A 23,023-nucleotide genomic window follows, 5' to 3' on the forward strand; every position below is an offset into this window, starting at 1 on the left:
GGCCCGGACGCCGGCTCATCGCTCCTCCGGCTCGACCGTGGTGGGGTCGGCCGTGGGGTCCGCGACCAGCAGCCGGTCCAGGTCGTCGGTGCTGACCTCCTCGACCAGCTCGACGGTGATCCGACAGCCGTCCAGCACGACCTCGGCGACCGAGGATCGACGGATCTCCCCGCCGGCGTCGTAGACCCGGACGCTCAACTCGGGGCAGCCGAGGTGGGTACGCCAGGCGTTCCACTCGGTGCGGTCGCCGACGCTCAGCGACAGGTATCGGCAACCTCGGGCAAGGTAGAGGCGCCACGGGGCACTCAGCCCCGCTGCCACTCCCTCGGCGATCAGCCCGAAGGCCTGGGCTCGGGTGGCGAGCTCGGTCACCACACCCCCTCGGCACCGGGGGCGTGACGCATGTGAGCACCAGTCGTCTCATGCACGTGACACACCGTAGATTGTCCCATGAGCGTGACAGTATCAGCTTTTCGTCCCCTTACATTCGCCACGACGGGCATCTATTCTGCCCGGGTGACACCCCTCGAAAGCGGCGCTGGATCGTTGGTTACGAATCCGAGAGCGCCGTCACGTCCGCGTGACAGCAGCGTGCCTGGGCAAACATCCGCTGACGGCTGGTCGTACCGTCACGGGGTGACCGAGACGGCCAACGCGCGAAAAATCGCCTTCGCCACCTTCGTTCGGCGCGCCCTCGACGAGGCGCGGGCCACGCGCGCCTGGAGCGGCACCGAGGTGTCCCGGCGTACCGGCGTCTCCCGGCAGACCATCAACCGGTGGGTCCGTGGCGACTGGGCCAGCGACCCCGAGGCCGAACGGGTGGTCGCCTTCTGCGAGGGCCTGGGGCTGAACCCCGCCGCCGCCTTCGCCGCGCTGGGTTGGGACCGCACCGCCAGCGGCCCGCGCGCCGGACAGCCGGCCCCTCCGATGGACCCGGACGTGGAGGCCCTGCTGCGCCGCCTGGTCGACCCGAACGTGTCGGACGCGGAGAAGTTCCACATCCGCGAAACCATTAGATACCTCGCATACCGCCCAACGCTGCCGGTCGATGTCCGAAATAGAGGCAATCAAGCCGGGTAGTTCCTCAGATGGCGAAAGAACGCCTGGTCAGGTTCATTCGTTTCGCTCCGGGGCAGGAACGGGCACGCTAGCGTCCCTATTCGTACTGCTTGGGCTCGTCATCGGCGGGGGGACGGGACAAGGCCGAACCTAGCCCTGCGGGACAGAAGGAGGGGTCTGTCCATGACCCTGAAGTGGTGGGGAGTCGTGGTCGCCACGGTGTCGATGACACTGTGGGCGACCGGCAACGTGGTGACCCTCGCGGTCAACGGTGGGCAGCTGCCGCTGCTCGTCAACCTTCTCGCGCTCACCAGCGCCGGTACGGCGGTCATCCTGGCCGTCGTCGCGGAACTGCACGAGCGGCTCAACGACCGGCTCAGCGCGCTCACCGAGTTCCTGGTGGCACGCCTCAACGAAATCGAGACCCACACCGGGGATCGAAACACCGGGTTCGTGGAGGGCTACCTGCTCAGCCACGGACAGGAGGCGGCGGTGGTGCCGTTCGGACGCCGTGGACGAGGAGCCGCCGAACGCTGACCGAGCGCCGCCGGGTGGGTCCGCTCGGCCAGGAATGAGCCTCCAACGCCGGGGTACGCTGACGCGCGTGCCGCCGTTGAATCTGGGCAACCACCAGCCGAGGACCCCGTTGAACGCCGACCAGGCTTGGCAGATAACCGCCGGCCGGGCCGGTGGGACCGTGCTCTTCTTCGACTTCGACGGCACCCTCGCGCCCGTCGACGACGATCCGACGGCGGTCCGTCCCGCGCCGAACGCGCTCGCCGCGATCGAGGCGCTGGCCCCGGTGGTGCGGCGGATCGCGATCGTCTCCGCGCGGCCCGTCGAGTTCCTCCGCGACCGCCTCGGTGAGCTGAGCGGCGTGGACCTGTACGGCCTCTACGGCCTGGAGCACAGCCACTCCGGTGGTGAGACCGTCACCGAGCCCACCGCCCTGCCCTGGGTGCCCACCATGGCCGAGTTGGCCGACCTGGCGCGCGAGGAGCTGCCACCCGGCGCCCTCGTCGAGTTCAAGCGGCTCTCCGTCGCGCTGCACTGGCGTACGGCCCCGCAGCTCGGTGCGACGGTGCAGCAGTGGGGTCAGGCGCAGGCCGACCGCCTGGGGCTGCGGGTGCAGGCCGGTCGGATGGTGCTGGAGCTCAAGCCACCGGTCGACCGGGACAAGGGGATGGTGATCGGCGAGGTGGTCCAGAGCGCCAGCGGCGCCTGGTACTTCGGCGACGACGTCTCCGACATCAAGGCGTTCGCGGCGCTACGCGCCCGCGCCGAGGGCGACCCGGACTTCTTCGGTGTCTGTGTGGCCGTGGCCAACCCGGAGACCGGCCAGGAGGTGGCCGACGCGGCCGACCTCACCATCGAGTCACCGGCCGCGCTGGGTGACTTCCTGACCCGGGCCCTGGACCAGCTGCCCTGAGGCCGTCAGGCGCCGTAGCGGCGCTGGCGGGTGGCGTACGAGCGCAGCGCCCGCAGGAAGTCGATGTGCCGGAAATCCGGCCAGTTCAGCTCGCAGAAGTAGAACTCCGAGTGCGCGGACTGCCACAGCATGAACCCGGACAGTCGCTGCTCCCCACTCGTACGGATGACCAGGTCGGGGTCGGGCTGGCCACGGGTGTAGAGGTGTTCGGCGATGTGCTCGACGTCCAGCACCTCAGCCAACTCCTCGAGGGTGCCGCCGGATGCGGCGTGCTCCAGCAGCAGCGAGCGGACGGCATCGGTGATCTCCCGCCGGCCGCCGTAGCCGACCGCGATGTTGACCTCCGCGCCGCCGCTGCGGTCCCGGGTACGCTCCTCGGCGCCCTTGAGCGCCGCGGCGGTCTGGGCGGGCAGCAGGTCGAGCGCGCCGACGATGCGCAGCCGCCAGGGGTTGCCCTCCTCCGCCAGCTCCACCACCAGGTCCTCGATGATCTGCAGCAGCGGGTCCAGTTCGCTGGCCGGGCGGCGCAGGTTGTCGGTGGCGAGCAGGTAGAGCGTGACGTGGCCGATACCGGCCTGGTCACACCACCCGAGGACATGCTTGATCTTCGCCGCGCCGACCCGGTGCCCGTCGTTCGGGTCGACGTAGCCCATCTCGCGGGCCCACCGGCGGTTGCCGTCGCACATCACCCCGACGTGCCGGGGCACCGGCTTGCCCGCGAGCTTCGCGGTGAGCCGGCGCTCGTACACGGAGTAGATAAGGTTCCGCAGCGTCATCACCTAGCAGCGTAGCGACCCGCCCGCCGGATCACCCCTTCGGAGGGCGATCCCCGCCGGACAGTTCGATGCCGATCATGCCCAGCGTACGGGCGGTGAGCCGCCCGTCGCCAAGCCCCAACTCGACCACGTCGTCGAACACCCGGTCGTCCCGACGGGCCGCCCGGACCGCGGCGTCGACCACTCGTCGCCGCCGCGCCAACCAGGCGGCCACCGAGCTGTGGCGCAGGTGTGTGCCGAGGCGGCGACGCAGACCCGCAGCGTAGCGGCGGGCCGCCGCCTCCGGTTCCCGAGCCGCAGCGGCCCCGGCCAACGCTCCGGAGAGCAGCGCGTAGAAGATGCCCTCCCCGGTGAACGGATTGATCAGCGACAGGGCGTCGCCGGCCAGCAGGGTGCGGTCCCGACCCGGCGCCGGCCGGTGCGTGGACAGCGGCAGGTGGTGGGCGCGCAACGCGGTCACCGTCGACAGGTCGGTGCCGGGCAGCAGCGCGGCCAGTCGATCCAGCAGGTAGGCGCGGCTCAGCGGCTCGCCGCGCAGCACCTCCCCGTACCCGACGTTCGCCCGCCCGTCGCCGATCGGAAACGACCAGGCGTACGCCGGCCAGCGCGCCTTGGAGGTCACGATGAGCTGCTCGGGTGGGCCGGGCAGCGCGGGCGCGTACCCACGGATGGCCAGCGCGAGGTGCCGGTCGGGGTTGACGGGGTGGCCGAGGGCCCGGCGCACCACCGACCCGGCGCCGTCCGCGCCCACCACCACCCGGCCGGACAGCTCTCCGTCGAGCACCACCCGGTCGCCACGCGGCTGGACCCGGCGGACGCTGTGCCGACGCAACTGCGCGCCGGCGGCCACCGCCGCGGCCACCAGCCGCGCGTCGAAGACCTCCCGGGGCACGGTGTACGCCGGCCGGGGCAGCGCCCGAGCCACCGCCTGGCCGCCCGGCGCGACCATCCGCAGCGCGGGCAGCGGGGCGTACCCGGCCACCGCCTCGGTCACGCCCAACTCGTTGAGGACGTCCACCGAGTGCGCAGCGATCCCGTCGCCACACGCCTTGTCCCGGGGAAAATCGGCACGGTCCAGCAGCAACACGCTGGCACCCGCCCGGCGGGCCGTCAGGGCGGCGGCCGCCCCGGCCGGCCCGGCACCGACCACCACCACGTCGAACTCGTCGCTCACCGCGCGCCTCCCTCCGACCGGGGCGGCACGGCTCGTACCCGTCCCGCCCGGCGATCACCTGGGCCGTCGACACCGGCCACGGTGACCGACGTCACCCGTCATCCTGCCCCCTGACCGCCCGCCCACACGGCTGCCGCTCTGCCGCCCGCCCACACGGCTGCCGCTCTGGCGCCCGCCCACACGGCTGCCGCTCTGGCGCCCGCCCACACGGCTGCCGCTCTGCTGCACCGCTGCCGCCCGCTGCCACCCAGACGGCCGCCGCCCGCCCACACTGCTGCCGCCCGCCCACACGGCTGCCGCCCGCCACACACCGCTGCCGCCCGCCCACGCGGCTGCCGCTCTGCCGCCTGCCCGCCGACGCGTGGACCGGCGGATCGGCTCCGGCACCCGTGCCGTCTACTGCGCTGCCTGTCGAGCTGCCCCATAGATGGGGCAGGGGCTCCGATGGCTCGACGGCGCGCTGCCGCCGAGGCTAAGCCGCACCGCCGGCGACCCATATCCGGGGCAACTCGACAGGGCTCACACCAACCCCGCCAGCCCCGCGCCTCCGATGGCTCGACGGCGCGCTGCCGCCAGGGCTAAGCGAGCGCCGCCGGCGGCCCATATTTGGGGCAACTCGACAGGGCTCGCACCAACCCCGCCAGCCCGACCGGCCAGCCCCACCGACCGGCCAGCCCCACCGACCGCTTCGCCGGCACGCGCGCAGGCTCTCAGGCGGGGATGGCCGCGTCGGATGCCCGCGCCGCCCGGCGTAGGCCGTAGAGGGCCAGGGCCGCGGCGGCCACCAGCGGGGCGCCGTCGCGGATCAGGCCGTCCAGGCCCAGCAGCCACCAGCACAGCGGCAGGTCCACCGCGAGTACGCCCAGCGTGACGACGATCAGCAGGCCCCGCGCCCAGTCCTTGCCGCGCATCAGGAACGCGGTGCAGAACAGCACGGCGTAGCTGGCCGCGATGCCGGCGCCGAACCAGAACAGCACGGCCGGCACGGCGGAGAGGCGATTGTCCAGGATGGCACCCCCGGCCACCAGCGCCGGCACCAGCATCAGCGGGCTGTAGGTGAACGCCGCCACGCGGCTGGTCAACAACCACGCGCTCGCCTGCGGCCGACGCGGCGGCGTCTCCCGCCACGAGATGCCGGTCTTGTCGATGACCAGTCGGGGCCGGTGCCGAACCAGGTGCCCGGCGAGCGCCGACGAGCGGTAGAGCAGCCAGACCACCGCCACACACAGCGCGCTGAGCGCGGCGAAGCCGAGCAGTCCCGGCAGCGGCGGCACTCCCTGCCGGGGCACGATCAGCCGGCCAACGGCGAAGATCGTGGTGACCGCGAGGATCAACCCGAACGGGCGGGCCACCGTCCGGCCCCTGCGCACGTGCCCGATCAGCAGCAGAAAGCCGAACGAGCGCAGCATGGCCCAGCCGGTGCGTACGGCCAGACCGAAGCCCTGCTCCGGGGCGTACCACCAGTTGAGCAGCTCGACCACGACGGTGGCCGCCGCTGTCGTCGCGAGCAGGAGGGTGAGCGCGCGGACGGCGGACGGCCGCCGGACCTCGGTCTCGGCGGCCGTCCTCATGGGATCCGTTGTTGCCCGCGGCGGGCGATGTTCACACCTGGCGCTGGGGCTGTACCGCGTCCAGTCGGGCGCGCAGCGCGTCCAATTCGGCCCACAGCACGCCGGGCAGCTTGTCACCGAACTTCTCGAACCACTCGGTGATCATCGGCAGCTCGTTGCGCCACTCGTCCGGGTCGACCTTCAGCGCGATCCGGACGTCCTCCGGGGTCATGTCCAGTCCCTCGACGTCGAGCGCGTCCTGCGCCGGGACCATGCCCACCGGGGTCTCGACCGCGTCGGCCGTGCCCTCGATCCGCTCGACGATCCACTTGAGCACCCGGGAGTTCTCGCCGAAGCCCGGCCACAGGAACGAGCCGTCCGGATCCTTGCGGAACCAGTTGACGTAGTAGATCTTCGGCAGCTTGGCCTCGTCGCCGTCGGCGCCCTTGCCCATCTCGATCCAGTGCCGGAAGTAGTCGCCCGCGTGGTAGCCGATGAAGGGCAGCATGGCCATCGGGTCGCGGCGGACCACACCCACCGCGCCGGACGCGGCGGCCGTCGTCTCGGACGAGAGCGTCGCGCCCATGTAGACGCCGTGCACCCAGTCGCGAGCCTCGGTCACCAGCGGAATGGTGTCCTTGCGGCGGCCACCGAAGAGGATCGCGTCGATCGGTACGCCGTTCGGGTCGAAGTACTCGTCGGCGAGGATGGGGCACTGCGTGATCGGGGTGCAGAACCGGCTGTTCGCGTGCGAGGAGAGGCTGTCGCTCTCCGGCGTCCAGTCGTTGCCCTTCCAGTCGATCAGGTGCGCCGGGGGCTCCCCCATGCCCTCCCACCAGACGTCCCCGTCGTCGGTGAGGCCCACGTTGGTGAAGACCGAGTTGCCGCGGTCCAGCGTGCGCATGGCGTTGGCGTTGGTCTTCCAGTCGGTGCCGGGCGCGACGCCGAAGAGGCCGTACTCCGGGTTCACCGCGTAGAGCCGGCCGTCCGGGCCGAACCGCATCCAGGCGATGTCGTCGCCGATGGTCTCGACCTTCCAGCCCGGGATGGTCGGCTCCACCATAGCCAGGTTGGTCTTGCCGCAGGCGGACGGGAAGGCCCCGGCGATGTGGTGGACCTTGCCCTCCGGCGAGGTGATCTTGAGGATGAGCATGTGCTCGGCGAGCCAGCCCTCGTCCCGGCCCATCACGCTGGCGATACGCAGCGAGTAGCACTTCTTGCCGAGCAGCGAGTTGCCGCCGTACCCGGAGCCGTACGACCAGATCTCGCGGGTCTCCGGGAAGTGCGAGATGTACTTGGTCTCGTTGCAGGGCCACGGCACGTCCTGCTGGCCCGGAGCGAGCGGGGCGCCGATCGAGTGCAGCGCGTGCACGAAGTCCGCGTCGTCGCCCATCGCCTCGAGGATCGCCGCGCCCATCCGGGTCATGATGCGCATCGACGCCACCACGTACGGGCTGTCGGTGATCTCGACACCGAACATCGGGCTCTCGGCCTCGACCGGGCCCATCACGAACGGGATGACGTACATGGTGCGACCGCGCATCGAGCCGCGGTACAGCTCGGTCATCGTCCGCTTCATCTCGGCCGGCGCCATCCAGTTGTTGGTGGGGCCGGCGTCCGCCTCGTCGACAGAGCAGATGTAGGTGCGCTCCTCGACCCGCGCGACGTCGGACGGGTCGGTGCGCGCGTAGAACGAGTTCGGCTTCTTCTCCGGGTTCAACCGGATGAGGGTGCCGGCCTCGACCAGCTCATCGGTGAGGCGGCGCCACTCCTCGTCGGACCCGTCCACCCACACGACCCGGTCGGGGGTGGTCAGTTCCGCGACCTCACGGACCCAGGCAAGCAGTTTCGGATGGGACGTCGGGGCCTGATCGATACCCCGCACTACAGCCGGAGCAACCATGACACATCTCCTTGTGGTCGACGCTGACCGATCTATGGGATGCACGAGTCTCAGCGACGCGAAGCGCCGCCTTCGTGGAAACCTGGGATTGGGCTCAGCGTAAACCGGTCAGCCTTCCGAGTCAGTGGGACTGGTTGTGAAGAACTGCACAAGGTACGGCCACGCTGCGGCATCACGATCTGATACCCGCTTTCCTGCGCAGTTTCACGCAAATCTTGTTGTGCACCCCCGGTCGACGCGTGTTGCGGTCGGGCCGTCAACCCACCCTGCCGACCGGTTCGCGGATTCCCGTTCCGAGCCGCGTCAGTCCTCCCTTCTGGTTACGCTGCGTTCAACGGCGGCACACCGACTGACAGGGCCGCCATAGGCGACGATGTCCCCCTCGCCGTTGCTCCCCCGCCGACACGTCCACAGCCGGTAGGCTCGCCCCGTGGCCGCCACGATGACCGGGGAGCAACCGGGCCCCCGGCAGACCCGACCGGGTCTGGTCCGCGCACTGCTCGACCGTTTCGGTCACCTCGTGCGCGAGTTGAGCAAGTTCGCCACGGTGGGCGGGATTGCCTTCCTCGTCGACTTCGCGCTCTTCAACTACCTGACGACCGCGCGCGGCATGGAGCAGGTGACGGCGAAGACGATCTCGACCGTGATCGCCGCGACCTTCGCCTTCCTGGGCAACCGCTTCTGGACCTGGCGGCACCGCCAACGCAGCAACCCGGCGCGGGAGTACGCGCTGTTCTTCTTCTTCAACGCTGTCGGCCTGGGGATCGCGGTGGGCTGCCTCGCGATCAGCCGGTACGGGCTCGGCAGCATCTGGCCGGCGGTGTTCCAGACGCAGCTCGCCGACAACATCGCCAGCTTCGTCGTGGGCACCGGCCTCGGGACGCTGTTCCGATTCTGGTCCTACCGGCGGTTCGTCTTCGTCGAAGCGGGAACACCGGTCGTTCCGCAGGTGGAACACGACCGGGATCACGGGGCGTGACCTGCCGCCCACCTCGTCCGGCCGGTGATCGCCGGCTTCACCGACTGCCCTAAGGTGTTTCGCATGCGTCTTGTCCGTCTGCTGCCTGAGCGCTGGCAGAAGTTCATCCACGAGGCGCTCAAATTCGGCATCGTCGGCGGTGTGAACACCGTCATCAATTACGCCGTGTTCAATGTCCTTGCACTTACCGTTTTCGTCAACGGTCAGTTGAAGGCGAACGTGATCGCGACCCTCGTCGCGACGATCACGTCGTACCTGATGAATCGTCACTGGACGTACCGGGATCGCCCGAAATCGGCGCTTCGCCGGGAGTACGTCCTGTTCTTCCTGTTCAACGGTGCCGGCCTGCTCATCGAACTGGGCGCGGTGGCCGCAGCCAAGTACGGCCTCGGCGTACACGGCCTGCTGGCGCTGAACGTGGCGAAGACCGCCGGTGTCCTGCTGGGCACCCTGTTCCGGTTCTGGTCGTACCGCACCTTCGTCTTCCAGCCCGTCGCACCGGCCGCGGACGCCACGAAGACCGAGCCCACCTGGCACGACATCCCGCGTGACGAGTGGGACACCATGGCCGAGATGGACCCGGTCGCCGAGCTGGCCGAATCGGTCTCCGAGCTGGAAGAGGCGCAGTCCGCCGACCGGCCCGGCCCGACACCCGGCCCGACCGGCGCCGCTCCCGTGCAGGGGCGGCCGATGACCGCCGACCTGGACGCGGAACTCGCCGCGGAGCTGCACGCCGGCACGCGTCGCGCACCCCGCCGGTGACGGCTCCCGCCCCCCGCTCCGGCACCGGAGCGGCCGCCGAGCTGTTCTTCGAGGACCTCGTTCCGGGGCTCACCGTCGACCTCGGGACGGTGACCGTGGACGGCGACGAGATGCGGGCCTTCGCCCGACGCTTCGACCCGCAGTGGTACCACGTCGACCAGGAGCTGGCCGAGGCCAGTCGGTACGGCGGGGTGATCGCCAGCGGCTTCTACACGGTCAGCCTGTTCATGCGGGCGTACGTCGATCACCTGCTGTCCCGCGCGGCGGCGGACGCCTCCCCCGGCCTGGAGGAGTTGCGGTGGCTCGCCCCGGTCCGGGCCGGTGACCGTCTCGCCGTCCGGGTCGACGTGATGGGCGCACGCCCCTCGGACGCTCGCGCGGGGCTCGGCACCGTCATCCTCACCGGCACCATGCTCCGCCTCGGCCCGGACAACCAGCCCGAGCAGGAGGTGCTGCGGACCCGCTTCCGTGGCTGGTTCGCGCTACGGCCGGTCGAGACAGACCCCGAGGCCGGGCCGTCCTCGACCGATCCGGCTCCGGCTCCGCCAGAACAGGCTGGGGCAGAGCCGGCTGGAGTAGAGCCGGCTGCGGCGGAACAGGCTGCGGCGGGCCCGGCGGCGGCCGGGGCCGGTCAGCACACCTGACCACTCCGACCCGTCCTCGGGCCGGAGTGGTCAGCGCCGATCGGCTCAGCTCGTGGTGTCGCGCAACGGCTTGCCCTCGCGCATGTCGGCGAGGATGTCGCGCATCTCCCCGTCGCCCAGCGAGTGCTTGTCGTGCTGCGCCTCGACCAGCTCGTAGAGGGTGGTCTGCACCCGGCCGACCCCCGGTACGTCCTTGAGCACCGACTGGCCGCGTTCGCCGGCGGACTCGATGGTGAGGGTGCCGCAGCCGAGCATCCGCTCGAAGAAGTGCTGGTTCATCGAGTGGTCGTTGATCCGGGTGAGCGGGAGGTCCCGCCGGTCCCGGGAGAACACACCCTGCTGCAACAGCACGCGCTCGTTGGTGAACAGGTAATGGGTGGTACGCCAGACCAGGAACGGCCACAGACCGAGCCAGAGGACCGCGACCAGGCCGATCGCGCCGATCACGGCCAACGCGATCGAACCGCCGGAACTCTCGGGCAGCAGGAGCACGCCGACCACCACGGCGGCGATGGCGAGGACCAGCACCAGGATCGGCCGGACCAGAGCCTTCCAGTGCGGGTGTAGGTGCAGCACGACGTGCTCGTCCTTCGTGAGCACGTCTTCGGGGAACGCCACGACAACCTCCAACGCCTTTTCTTTGACGCGCCGACCGTAATCCCCGAAGGCCACTCGGCGACATCCGCCACGCGGCCCCACCCGAGCTTCCGCGATCTTGCACTTTCGGTCGCCGTTACGCGGCCTTGAGCCCGATACGCCACGACAGAAAGTGCAAGATCGCCGCGCAGGGAGGGCTAGCGCAGGTGGAGGACGTCTCCGGCGGCGATGGATCGGGTTCCGGTGGGGGTGGTTAGTTGGAGTTGGCCGTCAGCGTCGATGCCGGTTGCGGTGCCGGTTTGGGTCTCGCCGTTGGGCAGCAGGACCCGTACCTCGCGACCGATCGTCGCGCAGGACGCCAGGTAGGCGTCGCGCAGGCCGCTCGCCTCGGCGTCCCCGCCGGCGGTGCGCCAGCGGTCGTACCAGTCCGCCACCGAGCGCAGCAGCGCCCGGAGCAGCGGATCCCGGTCGGTGGCCGCCGCGCCGGCCAGTTGCAGCGAGGTGGCCGGCAACCCGGTCGGGTTCACCGGCAGTTCGTCGGCCCGCAGGGTCACGTTGAGGCCGATGCCGAGGACGATGGCGGGCGGTTGGGCCGGCGAGCGCCCCGGCACCGCCTCGGCCAGCACACCGGCACACTTCGCGTCGCCGATCAGCAGATCGTTGGGCCACTTCAGAGCGGCGTCCAGCTCGGCCAGCCGGGCCACCGCCTCGACCAGCGCGACGCCCGCGAGAAGCGGCAGCCAGCCGTACCCCGTGGGTGGAACCGCCGCCCAGTCGCGGTCCGGCACGGCCTCGCCGGGCCGCAGCAGGACGCTGGTGGCGATGCCCGCGCGCGGCGGCGACTGCCAGACCCGGCCGCGCCGACCTCGCCCGGCGGTCTGCCGCTCCGCGACCACGACCAGCCCCTCCGGCTCGCCCGTGGCGGCGGCCTCGGACACGTCCGCGTTCGTGGAGCCGGTCTCCGCGTGCAGCTCCAGGCGGGCCCACGGTCCGTTCGGCGCGACCAGCGCGCGCCGCAGCCGGGCCGCCGACAGCGGCGGTCGGTCCAGATCGGTGTACGGGGAGCCCGGCATCCCGTCAGCCTACGGCGGCGAGCGGTGCCGGCGTTGAGGCGTACTGCACAGACGCTCCCACCTGAACCATCGTTATATTCCCTGGGTGACTACCGAGACCGGGACCAACATCCACAGCACTGCCGGCAAGCTGGCGGACCTGGAGCGCCGGGTCGACGAGGCGGTGCACGCCGGGTCGGCGCGCGCGGTCGAGAAGCAGCACGCCCGGGGCAAGAAGACCGCCCGCGAGCGGATCGACATGCTGCTCGACGAGGGTTCCTTCGTTGAGCTGGACGGGCTGGCCCGGCACCGGTCCACGGCCTTCGGGCTGGAGCGCAACCGCCCGTACGGCGACGGCGTGGTGACCGGCTACGGCACGGTCGACGGCCGGCAGGTGTGCGTCTTCGCCCAGGACTTCACCGTCTTCGGCGGCTCGCTCGGCGAGGTCTTCGGCGAGAAGATCGTCAAGGTGATGGACCTCGCCATGAAGATCGGTTGCCCGGTGATCGGCATCAACGACTCCGGCGGCGCCCGCATCCAGGAGGGCGTGGTGTCGCTCGGCCGGTACGGGGAGATCTTCTTCCGGAACGTGCGGGCGTCCGGCGTCATCCCGCAGATCTCGCTGGTGATGGGGCCCTGCGCCGGCGGCGCGGTCTACTCCCCGGCGGTCACCGACTTCACCGTCATGGTCGACCAGACCTCCCACATGTTCATCACCGGCCCCGACGTGATCAAGACGGTCACCGGCGAGGACGTCGGGATGGAGGAGCTGGGCGGGGCCCGTACGCACAACACCCGCAGCGGCAACGCGCACTACCTCGCCAACGACGAGGACGACGCGGTCGACTACGTCAAGGCGCTGCTGTCGTACCTGCCGTCGAACAACCTCGACGAGCCGGTCGTCTTCTCCGTTGACGCGGATCTCGACGTCACCGACGAGGACCGTGAGCTGGACACGCTCATCCCGGACTCGGCCAACCAGCCGTACGACATCCACACCGTCATCGAGCACGTCCTGGACGACGGGGAGTTCCTCGAGGTCCAGCCGCTCTACGCGCAGAACATCGTCATCGGCTACGGCCGGGTGGAGGGCCGCCCGGTCGGCGTGGTCGCCAACCAGCCGATGCACTTCGCCGGCACCCTGGACATCGCCGCCTCCGAGAAGGCAGCCCGGTTCGTGCGCACCTGCGACGCGTTCAACATCCCGGTGCTGACCTTCGTCGACGTGCCCGGGTTCCTGCCCGGGACCGGCCAGGAGTGGGACGGCATCATCCGCCGGGGCGCCAAGCTCATCTACGCGTACGCCGAGGCGACCGTCCCCAAGGTCACCGTGATCACCCGCAAGGCCTACGGCGGGGCGTACGACGTGATGGGCTCGAAGCACCTCGGCGCGGACCTGAACTTCGCGTGGCCGACCGCGCAGATCGCCGTGATGGGCGCGCAGGGAGCGGTGAACATCCTCTACCGCTCCGAGCTGGCCGGCGCCGAGGACCCGGCGGCGGTCCGGGCCCAGAAGATCGCCGAGTACGAGGACACCCTGGCCAACCCGTACGTGGCGGCCGAGCGCGGGTACGTCGACTCGGTGATCGCGCCGCACGAGACGCGTACGCAGATCGTCCGGGCGCTGCGCGTCCTGCGCACGAAGCGGGAAACCCTGCCCCCGAAGAAGCACGGCAACATCCCGCTCTGACCCTGGCGCCCGGTCGCGCTCTGGCGTCGTCGCGCTCCGGCGTGCTCCGGCGTGGTCGCGCTTGATCCGCGCAACTTCGGGGAAACTGCTGCTTCCCGGCGGCGGGAGGCAGCAACATCGCCGACGTTGTGCGGATCTTCGCCGCGCGGCCGGCAGTCAGCAGGCCGGGTTGGCGGCGGCGCACATCCGGCGAGCGGCGACCTCCGCCAGGCGGCGCAGATCCAGCTCGGTGCCGGCCTGCCCCAGTCTGAGCACGGTGATCAGGTCACCGACCCGAACCACGGCGGTGGTGTCCGGGCGGGGCGCCGAACCGATCGGCTCGCCCGTCTTCTGGTCGACGGGCTGCGTACCGGTGTGCCGCAGCAGCGCGGCCCCGTCGCCGGCGAAACCCCGCTGGACCACCGCCCAACGGTGCGTCGCCGTCCCGCTGCCCGTTGCGCCACCCACCTTGTACTCGCCAACGCTGGTCCACTCGGCGCACGGGGCGACCACGTCGTCCAGCGTGGCGAGAAGCTGGATGGCCGCGTCCGGGGTCAGCCGGAACAGATCCTGCGTGATCAGGCCATCCGATTGGGTGAGGATCGGCGCGGCGCGTCTGGGCACCAATGTCTGTGAGCGGGACACGATGGAAAACTCCCAGCCATCGGAGCGCCCCTGGCTCGTCCGGCAGGCGCCGAGGATGGGATCCAGCAGGACCGGCTCGCCCAGCCCCGATTGGCTGAGCTGCACCTCGACCTGCTGGGACAGGTCGGCCGGCTGCAGCAGGGCGTCGGTAGTGATCTCGTGCCGGGTCGGCGAGGCGGAGGGGGCGGCGGCCGGCGGGGACGGCGGCGGAGACGTCCTCGGGGCGGCGACCGCCACGGCAGAGACCCCGGCGAGAGCCAGTACGACGCCGGCCACCACGATCCTGCGCTGGCTGCGGCGACGGGCTCTGCCGCGGATCTCCTCCGGGGCAGGCCAGCGCACGTCCCGCAGCTCCCGCTGGATCTGTTCGACGAACGTCGGGTCGTCACGCATCGGTGGCCTCCTCCAGGTCAGAGACGGCGAGCAGGCCGGCGAGCGCGGTACGCCCCCGGGAGAGACGGGCCTTGACGGTGCCGACCGGGGCAGCGGTCTCCCGCGCCACCTCGGCGACCGGCATGCCGACCAGGTAGTACAGGGCGATGGCGACGCGCTGCTCCTCGGGCAGCCGGCGCAGGGCGGCGACCACCTCGACGGTGTCGGTGCCCGGCCCGGGGACGGTCTCGGTCGCCCCGTGCCGCAGGTACGCGCGGGCGCGACTACGCAGGCTGCGCCACCGGCTGACGGCGATCCGGCTGGCCACCACCCGTACCCACGCCTCCGGGTCGTCGTACCCGCTGATCGTCGACCACCGCTGCCAGGCCCGGATGTACGCCTCCTGCACCGCGTCCTGGGCCTCGACCCGGTCGCCGGTGAGGGCGTAGACGAAACCGAGCAGCCGCTGTCGGCTCCCCCGGTAGAACTCGTCGAACCCGTCGACGTCCGGCACCCGTTACCTCCCCGTGTCGGTCGCAGGGAACACGCGCCGTGCGGGGCCTCCGGTTGCCCGGTTCAGGCGATCATCTTCTCCAGCTCGGCGAGCGGGAACGCGCCGGCCGCGATCTTCTCCCGGCTGGCCAGTCGTACCGCCCGCTGCACAGCCACGTTCGCTGGCGTCGGTACGCCGTGCAGCCGGCCGAGTAGCGCGATCTCCCCGTTGAGGTGGTCGACCTCGGTCGAGCCGGTGCCCCGGGCGAGGCTCTGCCAGGTGGAGCCGCCGGACCGGTCGGCGCCCCCGACCGGGCGCTGCTGGACCAGGTCGCCGCGCTCGGCCCGCTCCTGGGCCGGGGAGGTGTGCGGGATGCGGGCGGCGGCGAGCGCGGCGACGCCCTCGGCGCGTACCCGTTCGACGAGGGCGTCCGGGATGTCCTCCCCGAGCAGCGCCTGAAGGCCGTTGCCGAGGTTGCTGAGCAGCTTGCCGTACTTCCAGCTCAGTACGTCCTCGCGGACCGGCGCGACGAAACCGGCGGCGGTCAGGTCGGCGGCGATCGCCCGGTCGGTGTCGTCGGCGCCGCGCGGATAGCGGCCGATGTGGAGCATCCCGGGGTGCGGATGTCCGTTCGCCACCACCACGCCCGGATCCAGGTGGGTGGCCGGCAGCCAGACGCAGACCGGATGCACGTCGGCGAAGAGCCGCAGGGCGGCCCGCTCGTTCGCCACCCCGTTCTGCGCGGTGACCAGCGGCAGTCGCTCACCGGCCGTCCCGCCGCCGGCGACGGGAGCGTCCACCCACGTCGCCAGCGCCGCCTCGGTGTCCTGCGACTTGACGGTCAGCACCAGCACCGTGTCGGCGGGCAGCGGCCGGTCGTCCGGGCCGTCGACGGCGGCGAGCCGGGCGGTCACGTCGCCGTCGGGCTGCCGCAGCGTCAGGCCGCGCTCCCGGATCGCGTCCAGGTGCGCGCCGCGGGCCACCAGGGTCACGTCCCGGTCGGCCTGCGCCAGCCGTACGCCGATGGTTCCGCCAACCGCGCCCGCCCCGATGATCACGTATCGCATGGGCCCATTCTGCCCGCCGCCCCGCGGCACCCCGTCGATCATGGAGTCATGGTGCCCGAATGCATAAGGATTGCGGCTTTGGTGGCCCACCACAACTCCATGATCGACGGGGAGGGGGCCGGGGACGGGGCCGGTGTCAGAGGGTTAGGCCGGCGTCGGTGAGGATGGGGCCAGCTAGCAGCAGGGCGCCGGCTATTAGGGCGACCAGGTTGACCAGGGCGAAGAACGTGACCCAGAAGAATGCCGGGAACGGGGTCAGCCCGGCGAGTTGGTCGGCGTCGGAGGCGGGCATCCGGCCACGCGCACGCAGGCGTTGCAGCTCCACCACCGGCCGCACCCCGCCGAGCAGCAGGAACCACACCCCGGTGTATGCGAACGCGGCCTGCACCTGCGGCGTCGCGTACCAGGAGACGGCGAACACCAGCGCCCCGGTGACCAGCAGCGACACCACACCGAACGCGTTTCGGATCATGACCAGCATGGCGAGCAGCAGCACCACCGCGACCCAGAGCAGGAGGGTGATCCGGTTACCGCCGAGCAGCCACGCGCCGGCCAACCCGATCAGCGGCGGGGCGACGTACCCGGCGAGCAGTGTCAGGATCATGCCCGGTCCGGTGGGCCGACCGGCGGAGAGCGTCAGCCCGGACGTGTCCGAGTGCAGCCGGATGCCACGCAGCTTGCGACCGGTGAGCAGAGCGACGAGCGCGTGCCCGCCCTCGTGGGCGATGGTGATGGCGTTGCGAGCGATCCGCCAGGGCAGCCGGGTGGACACCACCACCAGCGCGACGGCCGCGGTGATCAACACCAGCAACGGGGGCGGGTCCGGCTGCGCGCCGAACAGCGTGTCCCACATCTCGCCCAGTCCGTCGATCGACATCATGGGGCGCGAGCCTACCGGCGGCGTTCCGGGTCGCTGCCGAGGCACCGGCTCGTATCCTGTGAGACTGATCGGGTGGCGAGTGAAGCGGGAGGTGAGGGCTGATGAGCGCGGAACCCCTGGGACACCACGTCGGGCTGATCCTGGCGGTCTGTTGGTCTATGAGGCGATCAACGTCCGGCTCGACGTCGACCGGGTCGTCATTCCGGATCTCGTCGTGACCGACATCGACGACGATGGCGACTTTCTGGACGCCGAGCGGGTGACCCTCGTCGGCGAGATCGTCTCGCCGGGCAACGCTGCCGCTGACCGCCTGGTCAAGATGCAGCTCTACGCGATCGCGCGAATCCCCTGGTACCTGCTGGTCGAGCAGGACGGTGACGGTCATTCGCTGCGTCTGTACCGGCTCGACGGCGAGCACTACGTCGAGGATCAGGTCGCCAAGGCCGGCGAGACGTTGAGCATCGCGAAGCCGTTCCGCTGGCAGCTCGACCCGGCCACGCTGCGCTGATCCGTTCGACTCCCGCCACCGGACGATCGCAGCCCATCGATGAAAGTTTTCTCTACAGCTATTGCGATCAAGGGCACTTAACTCCAAAGATGGGCGTCAATAGACCGGCGTCCCTGGAGGCACTCATGGCCCGTACCCGATCATCGCTGCGCCGCGCGCTCGCCGCCGGCCTCACCGTCCTCGCCACCGCGGCGGCGACCCTGGTCGCGACCGCCGGCCCAGCGGCGGCGGCCACCACCGCCGGCGTCGACGTGTCCCACTACCAGGGCAGCATCAACTGGACCAGCGTCCGGAACGCGGGCATCGAGTTCGCCTTCATCAAGGCGACCGAGGGCACCAGCGTCAAGGACTCCGCCTTCAACGCGAACTACGTCAACGCCTACAACGCCGGGGTGATCCGCGGGGCGTACCACTTCGCCCGGCCCAACATCTCCGCCGGCTCGACCCAGGCCAACTACCTGGCCTCCAACGGTGGCGCGTGGTCGGCGGACAGCCGCACCCTGCCGGCCGCGCTGGACATCGAGGCGAACCCGTACAGCGGCGGCTACTGCTACGGGCTCAGCACCACCGGGATGCGCAACTGGGTGCAGGACTTCCTGAACACCTACCGCTCGCGCACCGGCCGGTACGCGGTCATCTACACCACCACGAGCTGGTGGAACCAGTGCACCGGCAGCTGGACCGGCCCGTGGGCCAACCACCCGCTCTGGCTCGCCCGCTGGTCGAGCACCCCGGGCGCCCTGCCGGCCGGTGCGCCGGTGTGGAGCTTCTGGCAGTACACCAGCAGCGGCGCCGTCTCCGGGATCAGCGGCAACGTGGACCGCAACTACTGGAACGGTGACCGGAGCCGACTGATCGCGCTGGCCAACAACACCTGATCGGGCGGTTGGCGGCAGCGGGATCGACGGTCACCTCACGGTCGACAATCGGTCCGGCTGCCGCCACGCCACCGCGTACGGGTCAGGCCCGCCGTCGGCTCATCGCCGGCACCATCACCGGAGCGTCCTCGCGGACGACCGCATCCCGCCGGCTGAGCCGCCGGACGCCCACCGCACCAACGGCGATGGCGACGACGCCGAACAGCGCGACGAGTACCGGAAGCCCAACGCTGATCAGCAGCAGTGCCACATCCCCGAGTGCGACGAGCATCCACAGTGCCAGCCGGGGCCGGGCGTTCCTGTATCGGTAACCCATGTCGCACCTCCCTCCGTCGTTGGAGATCAGATACCCCGAACGACGCAAGAACATGCGAGAGAGGTTCGTGCAGGTGCGGAACGCCGGTCAGTTGACCCGGTCGGGCTTGAAGCCCTTGACGATCTGGTCGAAGTTGGCGAGGTTGGCCTGCCAGTCCTTCTCCGCGATCTCCCACCGGATGGCGTAACCCCGGTTGCTGGCGGTTACGAAGCCCCGGTTGCGCACGTGGACGCGGGTGTTGTTCCGGGTCTCCAGCCACTCCCAGTCGGCGCAGGTCCGGTACCAGTCGCAGGCCTTGATGCTGCCCACCAACTGGTAGTTGGTGACCAGATTCCGGCGGTACGGTTCCTTTTCCTTCCAGTCGGCGACCGCGTCCTTCAGCGGGGTGGGAGTCCACTGGACCAGCATCTTGCCGGGCCCGCCGGACTGGTTGAAGATGGCCGTGTCCGAGCCGGTCTGACCGCCGCTCCAGCCGGGTGGGAGCGGGATGGAGAAGGTCGGCCCCTCGTACAGCTTCCAGCCGGCCGGCAGCACGTTCGGGTCGGCCGACGGCGTGGCCGAGGGCGTCGCACTCGGTGCGCCCGTGGTGGGCGGAGGCGCCGCCGGAGCGGAGGACTGCGCTGGCGCCGACGTCACGGCCGCCCCGGTCGTCGGGCCGGCCTGCGGGCTCTCGGTGTCGTCGCCGTTGGTCAGCATGGGCACGATCACCACGAGGCCGACCAGCAGCAGGGCCACCAGCGCACCGATCAGCACGTTCCGGCGCGTGTTGTTCGACTTCGTACCGTCGAACACCGGCACCGCCGCGCGCCCGGCCGGACCCACCGGCGGCATCACCGACGTGGGCGTCGAGGGCTTGCGCTGCTCCGGCGCCACCGGCGGACCGTCGACGGCCGTCGGCTCGTCGTCGCCTGCCGTCGTACCGTCATCGGGTTTGTCGTCGGCGGCCGGCACCGTCGCGGTCGGCTCAGCCTCGGACGGGCGGTCGATCTTCGCCGTCGGTTCGGCCGGCACCGTTGCCGTCGGCTCGGCGTCCGCGCCGGCCGGCACGACCTCCGTCGGCGTCGCGTCGGCCACCGCCGGCCCGGCCGCGGCGGCGGCTACCGGCGGCGGGGTACGCGGAGCCGGTGGCGACACCGAACGATCGGCGACCTCCTCGGCCGGCCGTGGTGCCGGTACGAGCGGCGGGCGCGGCTCCCGTGGACCGTTCGGCCCCGGCCGTCGTACGCCATCGAGCAGTGAGATCCCGCGCGCCCGCTTGCCCCCGGCGCGGCGCAGCAGCCGCTCGGCCACCTCCGCGGTGATCCGCTCGTTCGGGTCCTTCTGGAGCAGCCCGGTGAGCACCGCCTTGAGCGGGCCGGCGTTCTTCGGCGGCGGCATCGGCTCGGTGGCCAGCGCGGCGAGCGTGGCGATCGCGGACGGCCGCGCGTACGGCGACTTGCCCTCCACCGCCGCGTAGAGCGTCGCGCCCAGCGACCACAAGTCGGCCTCTGGGCCGGCGGTGCCCTCCCGGGCCCGCTCCGGCGAGATGTACGCGGGCGAACCGAGCACCATGCCGGTACGGGTGACGTTCGGGTCACCGGGGATCGTGGCGAGGCCGAAATCGGTCAACACCACCCGGCCGTCCTCGCCCAGCAGCACGTTGCCCGGCTTGACGTCGCGGTGCATGACGCCCGCCTTGTGCGCCGCGTTCAGCGCGCCCAGCACGCCCAGGCCGATCTCGATCGTGCGGGCCACCGACACCGGCCCGTCCTCGGCGAGGGTGTCCTGCAACGACCTCGACGCCACGTACTCCATGACGATCCACGGGTCGCCGTCGGTCCGCAAAACGTCGAAGATGCGTACCACGTTGACGTGGTTGAGCCGGGCGATGGCCCGCGCCTCGCGCAGCGACCGCTCCCGCATCTCGCGGCGTTCCTCGTCGGTGAGGCCGGGCGGCGGCACCAACTCCTTGATGGCGACGTCCCGGTGCAACACCTCGTCGCGCGCCTTCCACACCCGACCCATGCCACCCTGGCCGAGCGGCGACAGAAGCCGGTATCGGTCAGCGACGAGTTGGGGAAGCGCGTTCGACATCGCTGAGACGGTACCCGGACCCGCCGACGGTCACACCGCCGGCACGCCACTGTGCGTGTGACGTGACTTCGGGCCGCGTACCCTGGCGGCATGCCTGCCGAAGAGCCGCTGTTCCGGGTCGTCCGCGGCGTGCCCACCGCCGAGGAATTGGCCGCCCTGGTCGGGGCGATCATCGTGCGGTCCCGACCGGCTACCGCACCCGCGCCGACGGCCACGTCCGCCTGGGCGCGCAGCGGCCGGCCCGCCCGCCCCGACACCTGGCGGGCCTCCGGTCTGCCTCGCTGACCCCGGTTCCCATTCCGGGGGCTGCCAGGATGGCGCGTAGCCGTTAACCTCACTGAGGGAAACGGTGCGGTGACGGACAGGGAGGGTCGATGATCCCCGAAGAGGACCAACCGGCGCCCTGGCTGCACGGCTACGGCGGCATCGAGGCCGACATCCGTCAACTCCGCGAGTTCGCCGACCGGCTCGCCGCCGAGGTCGAGAGCAACTACGCGCCCCACCTGCCGTACATCGCCGAAGACATGTCCGCGAAGGTGCCCAACCCCTGCGACGCGTTCGTCGAACTGGTCACCTTCCTGCACGCCCACCACGAGACGCAGCAGGCCACGACCGACATGGTGTACGCCGTCCGCGGCGCCACCGGCCACCTTGCCGCCGTCGCCGACCGCGTCGCCACCCAGTACGCCGACAGCGACGCCTTCTCCGCCGCCCGCGCCGTGGACGTCCAACACGCCCTCGCCGACCCGGGAACCGTCCTGCCCGGCAGCCGGACGCCGACGCTGAGCGACCCCACCGGCCCCGACAGCGAAAGGCCGGTGGTCCTCCCGTGATCGAGCGTGGTGGCGGCCGCACCTCAAGCCAGACCGACTGGCACTTGATGGACCTCAACAGCATGTGGGCGTGCCTCCAGGACCACGACACCACCAACCACTGGAAACAGGTCGCCGGCTGGCGCAAGGTCTGCGACCTCGCCCAGATCCACCTCGGCCGACTTCAGGAGTACCGGCGGGGCCTCGCCGAAGCATGGCCCCCCGAAACCAGCGCCGCCTCCGGCACGTACCTCACCCAACTCGACGACCTGATCGCCAAGGTGCGACACACCCACGACGCCGCCGCCGCCAACTACACCGCGCTGTCCGCCGCCACCCAGGCCATCGGCACCACCCGCGCCGAGCTGCGCAAGCTCCACGAGGAGTACGCGACAAAGCTCCAACAGAAGCGGGCGTACGAGGCCACCGCCGCCGACCCCAAGGCGGTCATGGGCAATCGGGTCGTGGACGCGCCCGTGACAGATAGCGACCTGGAACGGCTGAACGTGCAGGCGCGGGCAATGATGTTCAACCTCAGTGGCGAACTACAACAAGCCCAAGCCACCCTCCAAAAACCCCCACCAACACGCGCACCGATCCAGTCTGGCGACCCCGACGCGTTAGGCGCAGCCTCCGCCACGCCTGTCATTCCGCCGATCGTCCCCGTACCCATGCAACCGCCGGTCAAAATCACAACAACACGGCCCGCGAAGACCACCGCGCCAATAGCCGGCCTACATGGCGTTGGTCCAGTTTTAGGCGGTGCAGAAACCGGACTAGCAGCGAACAACCCTCAAACGCCTAGCCCGGCCATTCCGTCCCTGCCGACAGCAACCCAAATATCCCAGGGACAGGTGCCAGCGCCGAGCAGCCCCATCTCATCCGGCGCACCGATCCGGTCAAACCGCCCACTCGGCACCCTGGATGGACGACAGAACTTGCCGTCTTCAACACCACCCCCACGCCCCATGCCACCAGGGGGAGTGATTGGCGGGCCCACTAGCCCGAATCTCGTCACGCCGGGTACTGGTCCGGCACAGCCTCGCAGGGTGAATCCGGTCGGAGGAGTCATCGGCGGGGGCGGCGCTGGCACTGGCCCAACCGGAGGCGCGGGATCTCGTCCGGGCAGCGGACGCACTTTCAGCAGTGCGCAAGGGAATCCAGGCCCATTCGGTGGCGCCCCACCTCTGAGCCATAACACAGGCATAGGCCCAAACTCAAGGCGCCAAGGCAATCTTCACGAAGAAGGCGACAAGACACGTCGATGGGATCCCGACAATCCGTGGGCGACGGAGCAAGGGGTGGAACCTGTCGTCCGCTCCACAGAAGAACAAGGCCCGATCGACCCCGGCCCGGCAATTGGTTTTAATCGGTGACTACTAGCC

The 23,023-nt window shown here is 70.8% G+C and carries 25 protein-coding genes; 12 read left to right on the forward strand and 13 right to left on the reverse strand.

What is annotated here, in order from left to right; all coding sequences use genetic code 11:
* Positions 1-15: 15 nt before the first annotated feature.
* Positions 16-372, reverse strand: a complete 357-nt coding sequence (locus tag ACIBTX_RS00265) for a hypothetical protein (protein ID WP_355048876.1) — start codon at positions 370-372, stop codon at positions 16-18.
* A gap of 264 nt (positions 373-636) precedes the next feature.
* On the opposite strand from ACIBTX_RS00265, the gene ACIBTX_RS00270 reads away from it, so the two are divergent.
* The 3 genes from ACIBTX_RS00270 to otsB all read left to right on the forward strand — a co-directional run bounded on the left by ACIBTX_RS00270 (position 637) and on the right by otsB (position 2,488).
* On the forward strand, positions 637-1,080 hold the full coding sequence (locus ACIBTX_RS00270; RefSeq protein ID WP_266248891.1) for an XRE family transcriptional regulator: 444 nt from the start codon (positions 637-639) through the stop codon (positions 1,078-1,080).
* A gap of 162 nt (positions 1,081-1,242) precedes the next feature.
* Positions 1,243-1,596 (forward strand): hypothetical protein, encoded by a 354-nt coding sequence (locus ACIBTX_RS00275; protein WP_357130202.1) that lies wholly within the window; start codon positions 1,243-1,245, stop codon positions 1,594-1,596.
* Positions 1,597-1,663: 67 nt separating this feature from the next.
* Entirely contained in the window at positions 1,664-2,488 is an 825-nt protein-coding gene (otsB, locus tag ACIBTX_RS00280) for a trehalose-phosphatase (RefSeq protein ID WP_357174995.1), read from the forward strand.
* 5 nt (positions 2,489-2,493) lie between these two features.
* Here otsB and ACIBTX_RS00285 read toward each other — a convergent pair whose 3' ends face one another.
* The 4 genes from ACIBTX_RS00285 to ACIBTX_RS00300 all read right to left on the reverse strand — a co-directional run bounded on the left by ACIBTX_RS00285 (position 2,494) and on the right by ACIBTX_RS00300 (position 7,891).
* Positions 2,494-3,264: an isoprenyl transferase gene (locus ACIBTX_RS00285; RefSeq protein WP_357130208.1), complete on the reverse strand. Its 771-nt coding sequence runs from the start codon at positions 3,262-3,264 to the stop codon at positions 2,494-2,496.
* Between the two features lie 31 nt (positions 3,265-3,295).
* The gene (locus ACIBTX_RS00290; RefSeq protein WP_357130211.1) at positions 3,296-4,438 is read right to left on the reverse strand and encodes a geranylgeranyl reductase family protein; all 1,143 of its coding nucleotides are present in this window, start codon (positions 4,436-4,438) and stop codon (positions 3,296-3,298) included.
* Between the two features lie 710 nt (positions 4,439-5,148).
* A complete protein-coding gene (locus tag ACIBTX_RS00295) occupies positions 5,149-6,009 on the reverse strand; it encodes a hypothetical protein (RefSeq protein ID WP_357395908.1) in 861 nt (286 codons plus the stop codon).
* A gap of 31 nt (positions 6,010-6,040) precedes the next feature.
* Positions 6,041-7,891 (reverse strand): phosphoenolpyruvate carboxykinase (GTP), encoded by a 1,851-nt coding sequence (locus ACIBTX_RS00300; protein WP_357130217.1) that lies wholly within the window; start codon positions 7,889-7,891, stop codon positions 6,041-6,043.
* A 442-nt stretch (positions 7,892-8,333) separates the two neighbouring features.
* Between ACIBTX_RS00300 and ACIBTX_RS00305 the strand changes: the two genes are divergently transcribed.
* From ACIBTX_RS00305 to ACIBTX_RS00315, 3 genes are all read left to right on the forward strand, one after another.
* Positions 8,334-8,870, forward strand: coding sequence for a GtrA family protein (locus ACIBTX_RS00305; RefSeq protein WP_396832117.1), 537 nt, complete (start codon positions 8,334-8,336; stop codon positions 8,868-8,870).
* A gap of 63 nt (positions 8,871-8,933) precedes the next feature.
* Positions 8,934-9,632, forward strand: a complete 699-nt coding sequence (locus ACIBTX_RS00310) for a GtrA family protein (RefSeq protein ID WP_357130419.1) — start codon at positions 8,934-8,936, stop codon at positions 9,630-9,632.
* Positions 9,629-10,276 (forward strand): MaoC/PaaZ C-terminal domain-containing protein, encoded by a 648-nt coding sequence (locus tag ACIBTX_RS00315; RefSeq protein ID WP_357130223.1) that lies wholly within the window; start codon positions 9,629-9,631, stop codon positions 10,274-10,276. Before ACIBTX_RS00310 ends, ACIBTX_RS00315 begins: the two co-directional genes overlap by 4 nt.
* A 45-nt stretch (positions 10,277-10,321) precedes the next feature.
* Here the strand turns inward: ACIBTX_RS00315 and ACIBTX_RS00320 are convergent, their stop codons facing one another.
* Positions 10,322-10,894, reverse strand: coding sequence for a PH domain-containing protein (locus ACIBTX_RS00320; RefSeq protein ID WP_357130226.1), 573 nt, complete (start codon positions 10,892-10,894; stop codon positions 10,322-10,324).
* Positions 10,895-11,070: 176 nt separating this feature from the next.
* Entirely contained in the window at positions 11,071-11,946 is an 876-nt protein-coding gene (locus tag ACIBTX_RS00325) for a biotin--[acetyl-CoA-carboxylase] ligase (protein ID WP_357130229.1), read from the reverse strand.
* 85 nt (positions 11,947-12,031) lie between these two features.
* Here ACIBTX_RS00325 and ACIBTX_RS00330 point away from each other — a divergent pair, with 85 nt between their 5' ends.
* Positions 12,032-13,615 carry an acyl-CoA carboxylase subunit beta gene (locus ACIBTX_RS00330; RefSeq protein WP_357130232.1) on the forward strand — a complete coding sequence of 528 codons (1,584 nt, stop codon included), beginning with the start codon at positions 12,032-12,034 and terminating at the stop codon, positions 13,613-13,615.
* A gap of 156 nt (positions 13,616-13,771) precedes the next feature.
* Here ACIBTX_RS00330 and ACIBTX_RS00335 read toward each other — a convergent pair whose 3' ends face one another.
* From ACIBTX_RS00335 to ACIBTX_RS00350, 4 genes are all read right to left on the reverse strand, one after another.
* Positions 13,772-14,632 carry a hypothetical protein gene (locus ACIBTX_RS00335; RefSeq protein ID WP_396831756.1) on the reverse strand — a complete coding sequence of 287 codons (861 nt, stop codon included), beginning with the start codon at positions 14,630-14,632 and terminating at the stop codon, positions 13,772-13,774.
* Complete coding sequence (locus ACIBTX_RS00340) at positions 14,625-15,125, reverse strand: SigE family RNA polymerase sigma factor (protein WP_357130238.1); 501 nt, start codon at positions 15,123-15,125, stop codon at positions 14,625-14,627. Before ACIBTX_RS00340 ends, ACIBTX_RS00335 begins: the two co-directional genes overlap by 8 nt.
* A 62-nt stretch (positions 15,126-15,187) precedes the next feature.
* Positions 15,188-16,171 carry a 2-dehydropantoate 2-reductase N-terminal domain-containing protein gene (locus tag ACIBTX_RS00345; protein WP_357130241.1) on the reverse strand — a complete coding sequence of 328 codons (984 nt, stop codon included), beginning with the start codon at positions 16,169-16,171 and terminating at the stop codon, positions 15,188-15,190.
* A 136-nt stretch (positions 16,172-16,307) separates the two neighbouring features.
* The gene (locus ACIBTX_RS00350) at positions 16,308-17,051 is read right to left on the reverse strand and encodes a M50 family metallopeptidase (RefSeq protein WP_357130244.1); all 744 of its coding nucleotides are present in this window, start codon (positions 17,049-17,051) and stop codon (positions 16,308-16,310) included.
* Between the two features lie 151 nt (positions 17,052-17,202).
* On the opposite strand from ACIBTX_RS00350, the gene ACIBTX_RS00355 reads away from it, so the two are divergent.
* Together ACIBTX_RS00355 and ACIBTX_RS00360 are read left to right on the forward strand one after the other, a co-directional pair.
* The gene (locus tag ACIBTX_RS00355; protein ID WP_357130247.1) at positions 17,203-17,559 is read left to right on the forward strand and encodes a Uma2 family endonuclease; all 357 of its coding nucleotides are present in this window, start codon (positions 17,203-17,205) and stop codon (positions 17,557-17,559) included.
* 125 nt (positions 17,560-17,684) lie between these two features.
* A complete protein-coding gene (locus tag ACIBTX_RS00360; protein WP_357130422.1) occupies positions 17,685-18,437 on the forward strand; it encodes a GH25 family lysozyme in 753 nt (250 codons plus the stop codon).
* Positions 18,438-18,519: 82 nt separating this feature from the next.
* On the opposite strand, the gene ACIBTX_RS00365 is transcribed toward ACIBTX_RS00360, so the two are convergent.
* Positions 18,520-18,753 carry a hypothetical protein gene (locus tag ACIBTX_RS00365; RefSeq protein WP_141907885.1) on the reverse strand — a complete coding sequence of 78 codons (234 nt, stop codon included), beginning with the start codon at positions 18,751-18,753 and terminating at the stop codon, positions 18,520-18,522.
* 87 nt (positions 18,754-18,840) lie between these two features.
* Positions 18,841-20,826, reverse strand: coding sequence for a protein kinase (locus ACIBTX_RS00370; protein ID WP_357130251.1), 1,986 nt, complete (start codon positions 20,824-20,826; stop codon positions 18,841-18,843).
* 90 nt (positions 20,827-20,916) lie between these two features.
* Here ACIBTX_RS00370 and ACIBTX_RS00375 point away from each other — a divergent pair, with 90 nt between their 5' ends.
* The 3 genes from ACIBTX_RS00375 (at position 20,917) to ACIBTX_RS00385 (ending at position 23,014) form a co-directional block, all read left to right on the forward strand.
* Entirely contained in the window at positions 20,917-21,111 is a 195-nt protein-coding gene (locus ACIBTX_RS00375; protein ID WP_357130254.1) for an acyl-CoA carboxylase subunit epsilon, read from the forward strand.
* A gap of 89 nt (positions 21,112-21,200) precedes the next feature.
* Positions 21,201-21,659, forward strand: coding sequence for a hypothetical protein (locus tag ACIBTX_RS00380; protein WP_355048897.1), 459 nt, complete (start codon positions 21,201-21,203; stop codon positions 21,657-21,659).
* Positions 21,656-23,014: a hypothetical protein gene (locus tag ACIBTX_RS00385; protein ID WP_396831759.1), complete on the forward strand. Its 1,359-nt coding sequence runs from the start codon at positions 21,656-21,658 to the stop codon at positions 23,012-23,014. Before ACIBTX_RS00380 ends, ACIBTX_RS00385 begins: the two co-directional genes overlap by 4 nt.
* Positions 23,015-23,023 lie beyond the last annotated feature (9 nt).

This window comes from Micromonospora sp. NPDC049359 (assembly GCF_044466585.1).
In the GTDB taxonomy this organism is placed as follows: Bacteria; Actinomycetota; Actinomycetes; order Mycobacteriales; family Micromonosporaceae; genus Micromonospora.

Excerpts from the sequence above, each read along its gene's own strand:
- ACIBTX_RS00275 (WP_357130202.1), top strand. The coding sequence starts at position 1,243 with ATGACCCTGAAGTGGTGGGGAGTCGTGGTCGCCACGGTGTCGATGACA.
- ACIBTX_RS00285 (WP_357130208.1), bottom strand. The coding sequence starts at position 3,264 with ATGACGCTGCGGAACCTTATCTACTCCGTGTACGAGCGCCGGCTCACC.
- ACIBTX_RS00295 (WP_357395908.1), bottom strand. The coding sequence starts at position 6,009 with ATGAGGACGGCCGCCGAGACCGAGGTCCGGCGGCCGTCCGCCGTCCGC.
- ACIBTX_RS00300 (WP_357130217.1), bottom strand. The coding sequence starts at position 7,891 with ATGGTTGCTCCGGCTGTAGTGCGGGGTATCGATCAGGCCCCGACGTCC.
- ACIBTX_RS00305 (WP_396832117.1), top strand. The coding sequence starts at position 8,334 with ATGACCGGGGAGCAACCGGGCCCCCGGCAGACCCGACCGGGTCTGGTC.
- ACIBTX_RS00310 (WP_357130419.1), top strand. The coding sequence starts at position 8,934 with ATGCGTCTTGTCCGTCTGCTGCCTGAGCGCTGGCAGAAGTTCATCCAC.
- ACIBTX_RS00325 (WP_357130229.1), bottom strand. The coding sequence starts at position 11,946 with ATGCCGGGCTCCCCGTACACCGATCTGGACCGACCGCCGCTGTCGGCG.
- ACIBTX_RS00335 (WP_396831756.1), bottom strand. The coding sequence starts at position 14,632 with ATGCGTGACGACCCGACGTTCGTCGAACAGATCCAGCGGGAGCTGCGG.
- ACIBTX_RS00345 (WP_357130241.1), bottom strand. The coding sequence starts at position 16,171 with ATGCGATACGTGATCATCGGGGCGGGCGCGGTTGGCGGAACCATCGGC.
- ACIBTX_RS00350 (WP_357130244.1), bottom strand. The coding sequence starts at position 17,051 with ATGATGTCGATCGACGGACTGGGCGAGATGTGGGACACGCTGTTCGGC.
- ACIBTX_RS00360 (WP_357130422.1), top strand. The coding sequence starts at position 17,685 with ATGGCCCGTACCCGATCATCGCTGCGCCGCGCGCTCGCCGCCGGCCTC.
- ACIBTX_RS00365 (WP_141907885.1), bottom strand. The coding sequence starts at position 18,753 with ATGGGTTACCGATACAGGAACGCCCGGCCCCGGCTGGCACTGTGGATG.
- ACIBTX_RS00370 (WP_357130251.1), bottom strand. The coding sequence starts at position 20,826 with ATGTCGAACGCGCTTCCCCAACTCGTCGCTGACCGATACCGGCTTCTG.
- ACIBTX_RS00375 (WP_357130254.1), top strand. The coding sequence starts at position 20,917 with ATGCCTGCCGAAGAGCCGCTGTTCCGGGTCGTCCGCGGCGTGCCCACC.
- ACIBTX_RS00380 (WP_355048897.1), top strand. The coding sequence starts at position 21,201 with ATGATCCCCGAAGAGGACCAACCGGCGCCCTGGCTGCACGGCTACGGC.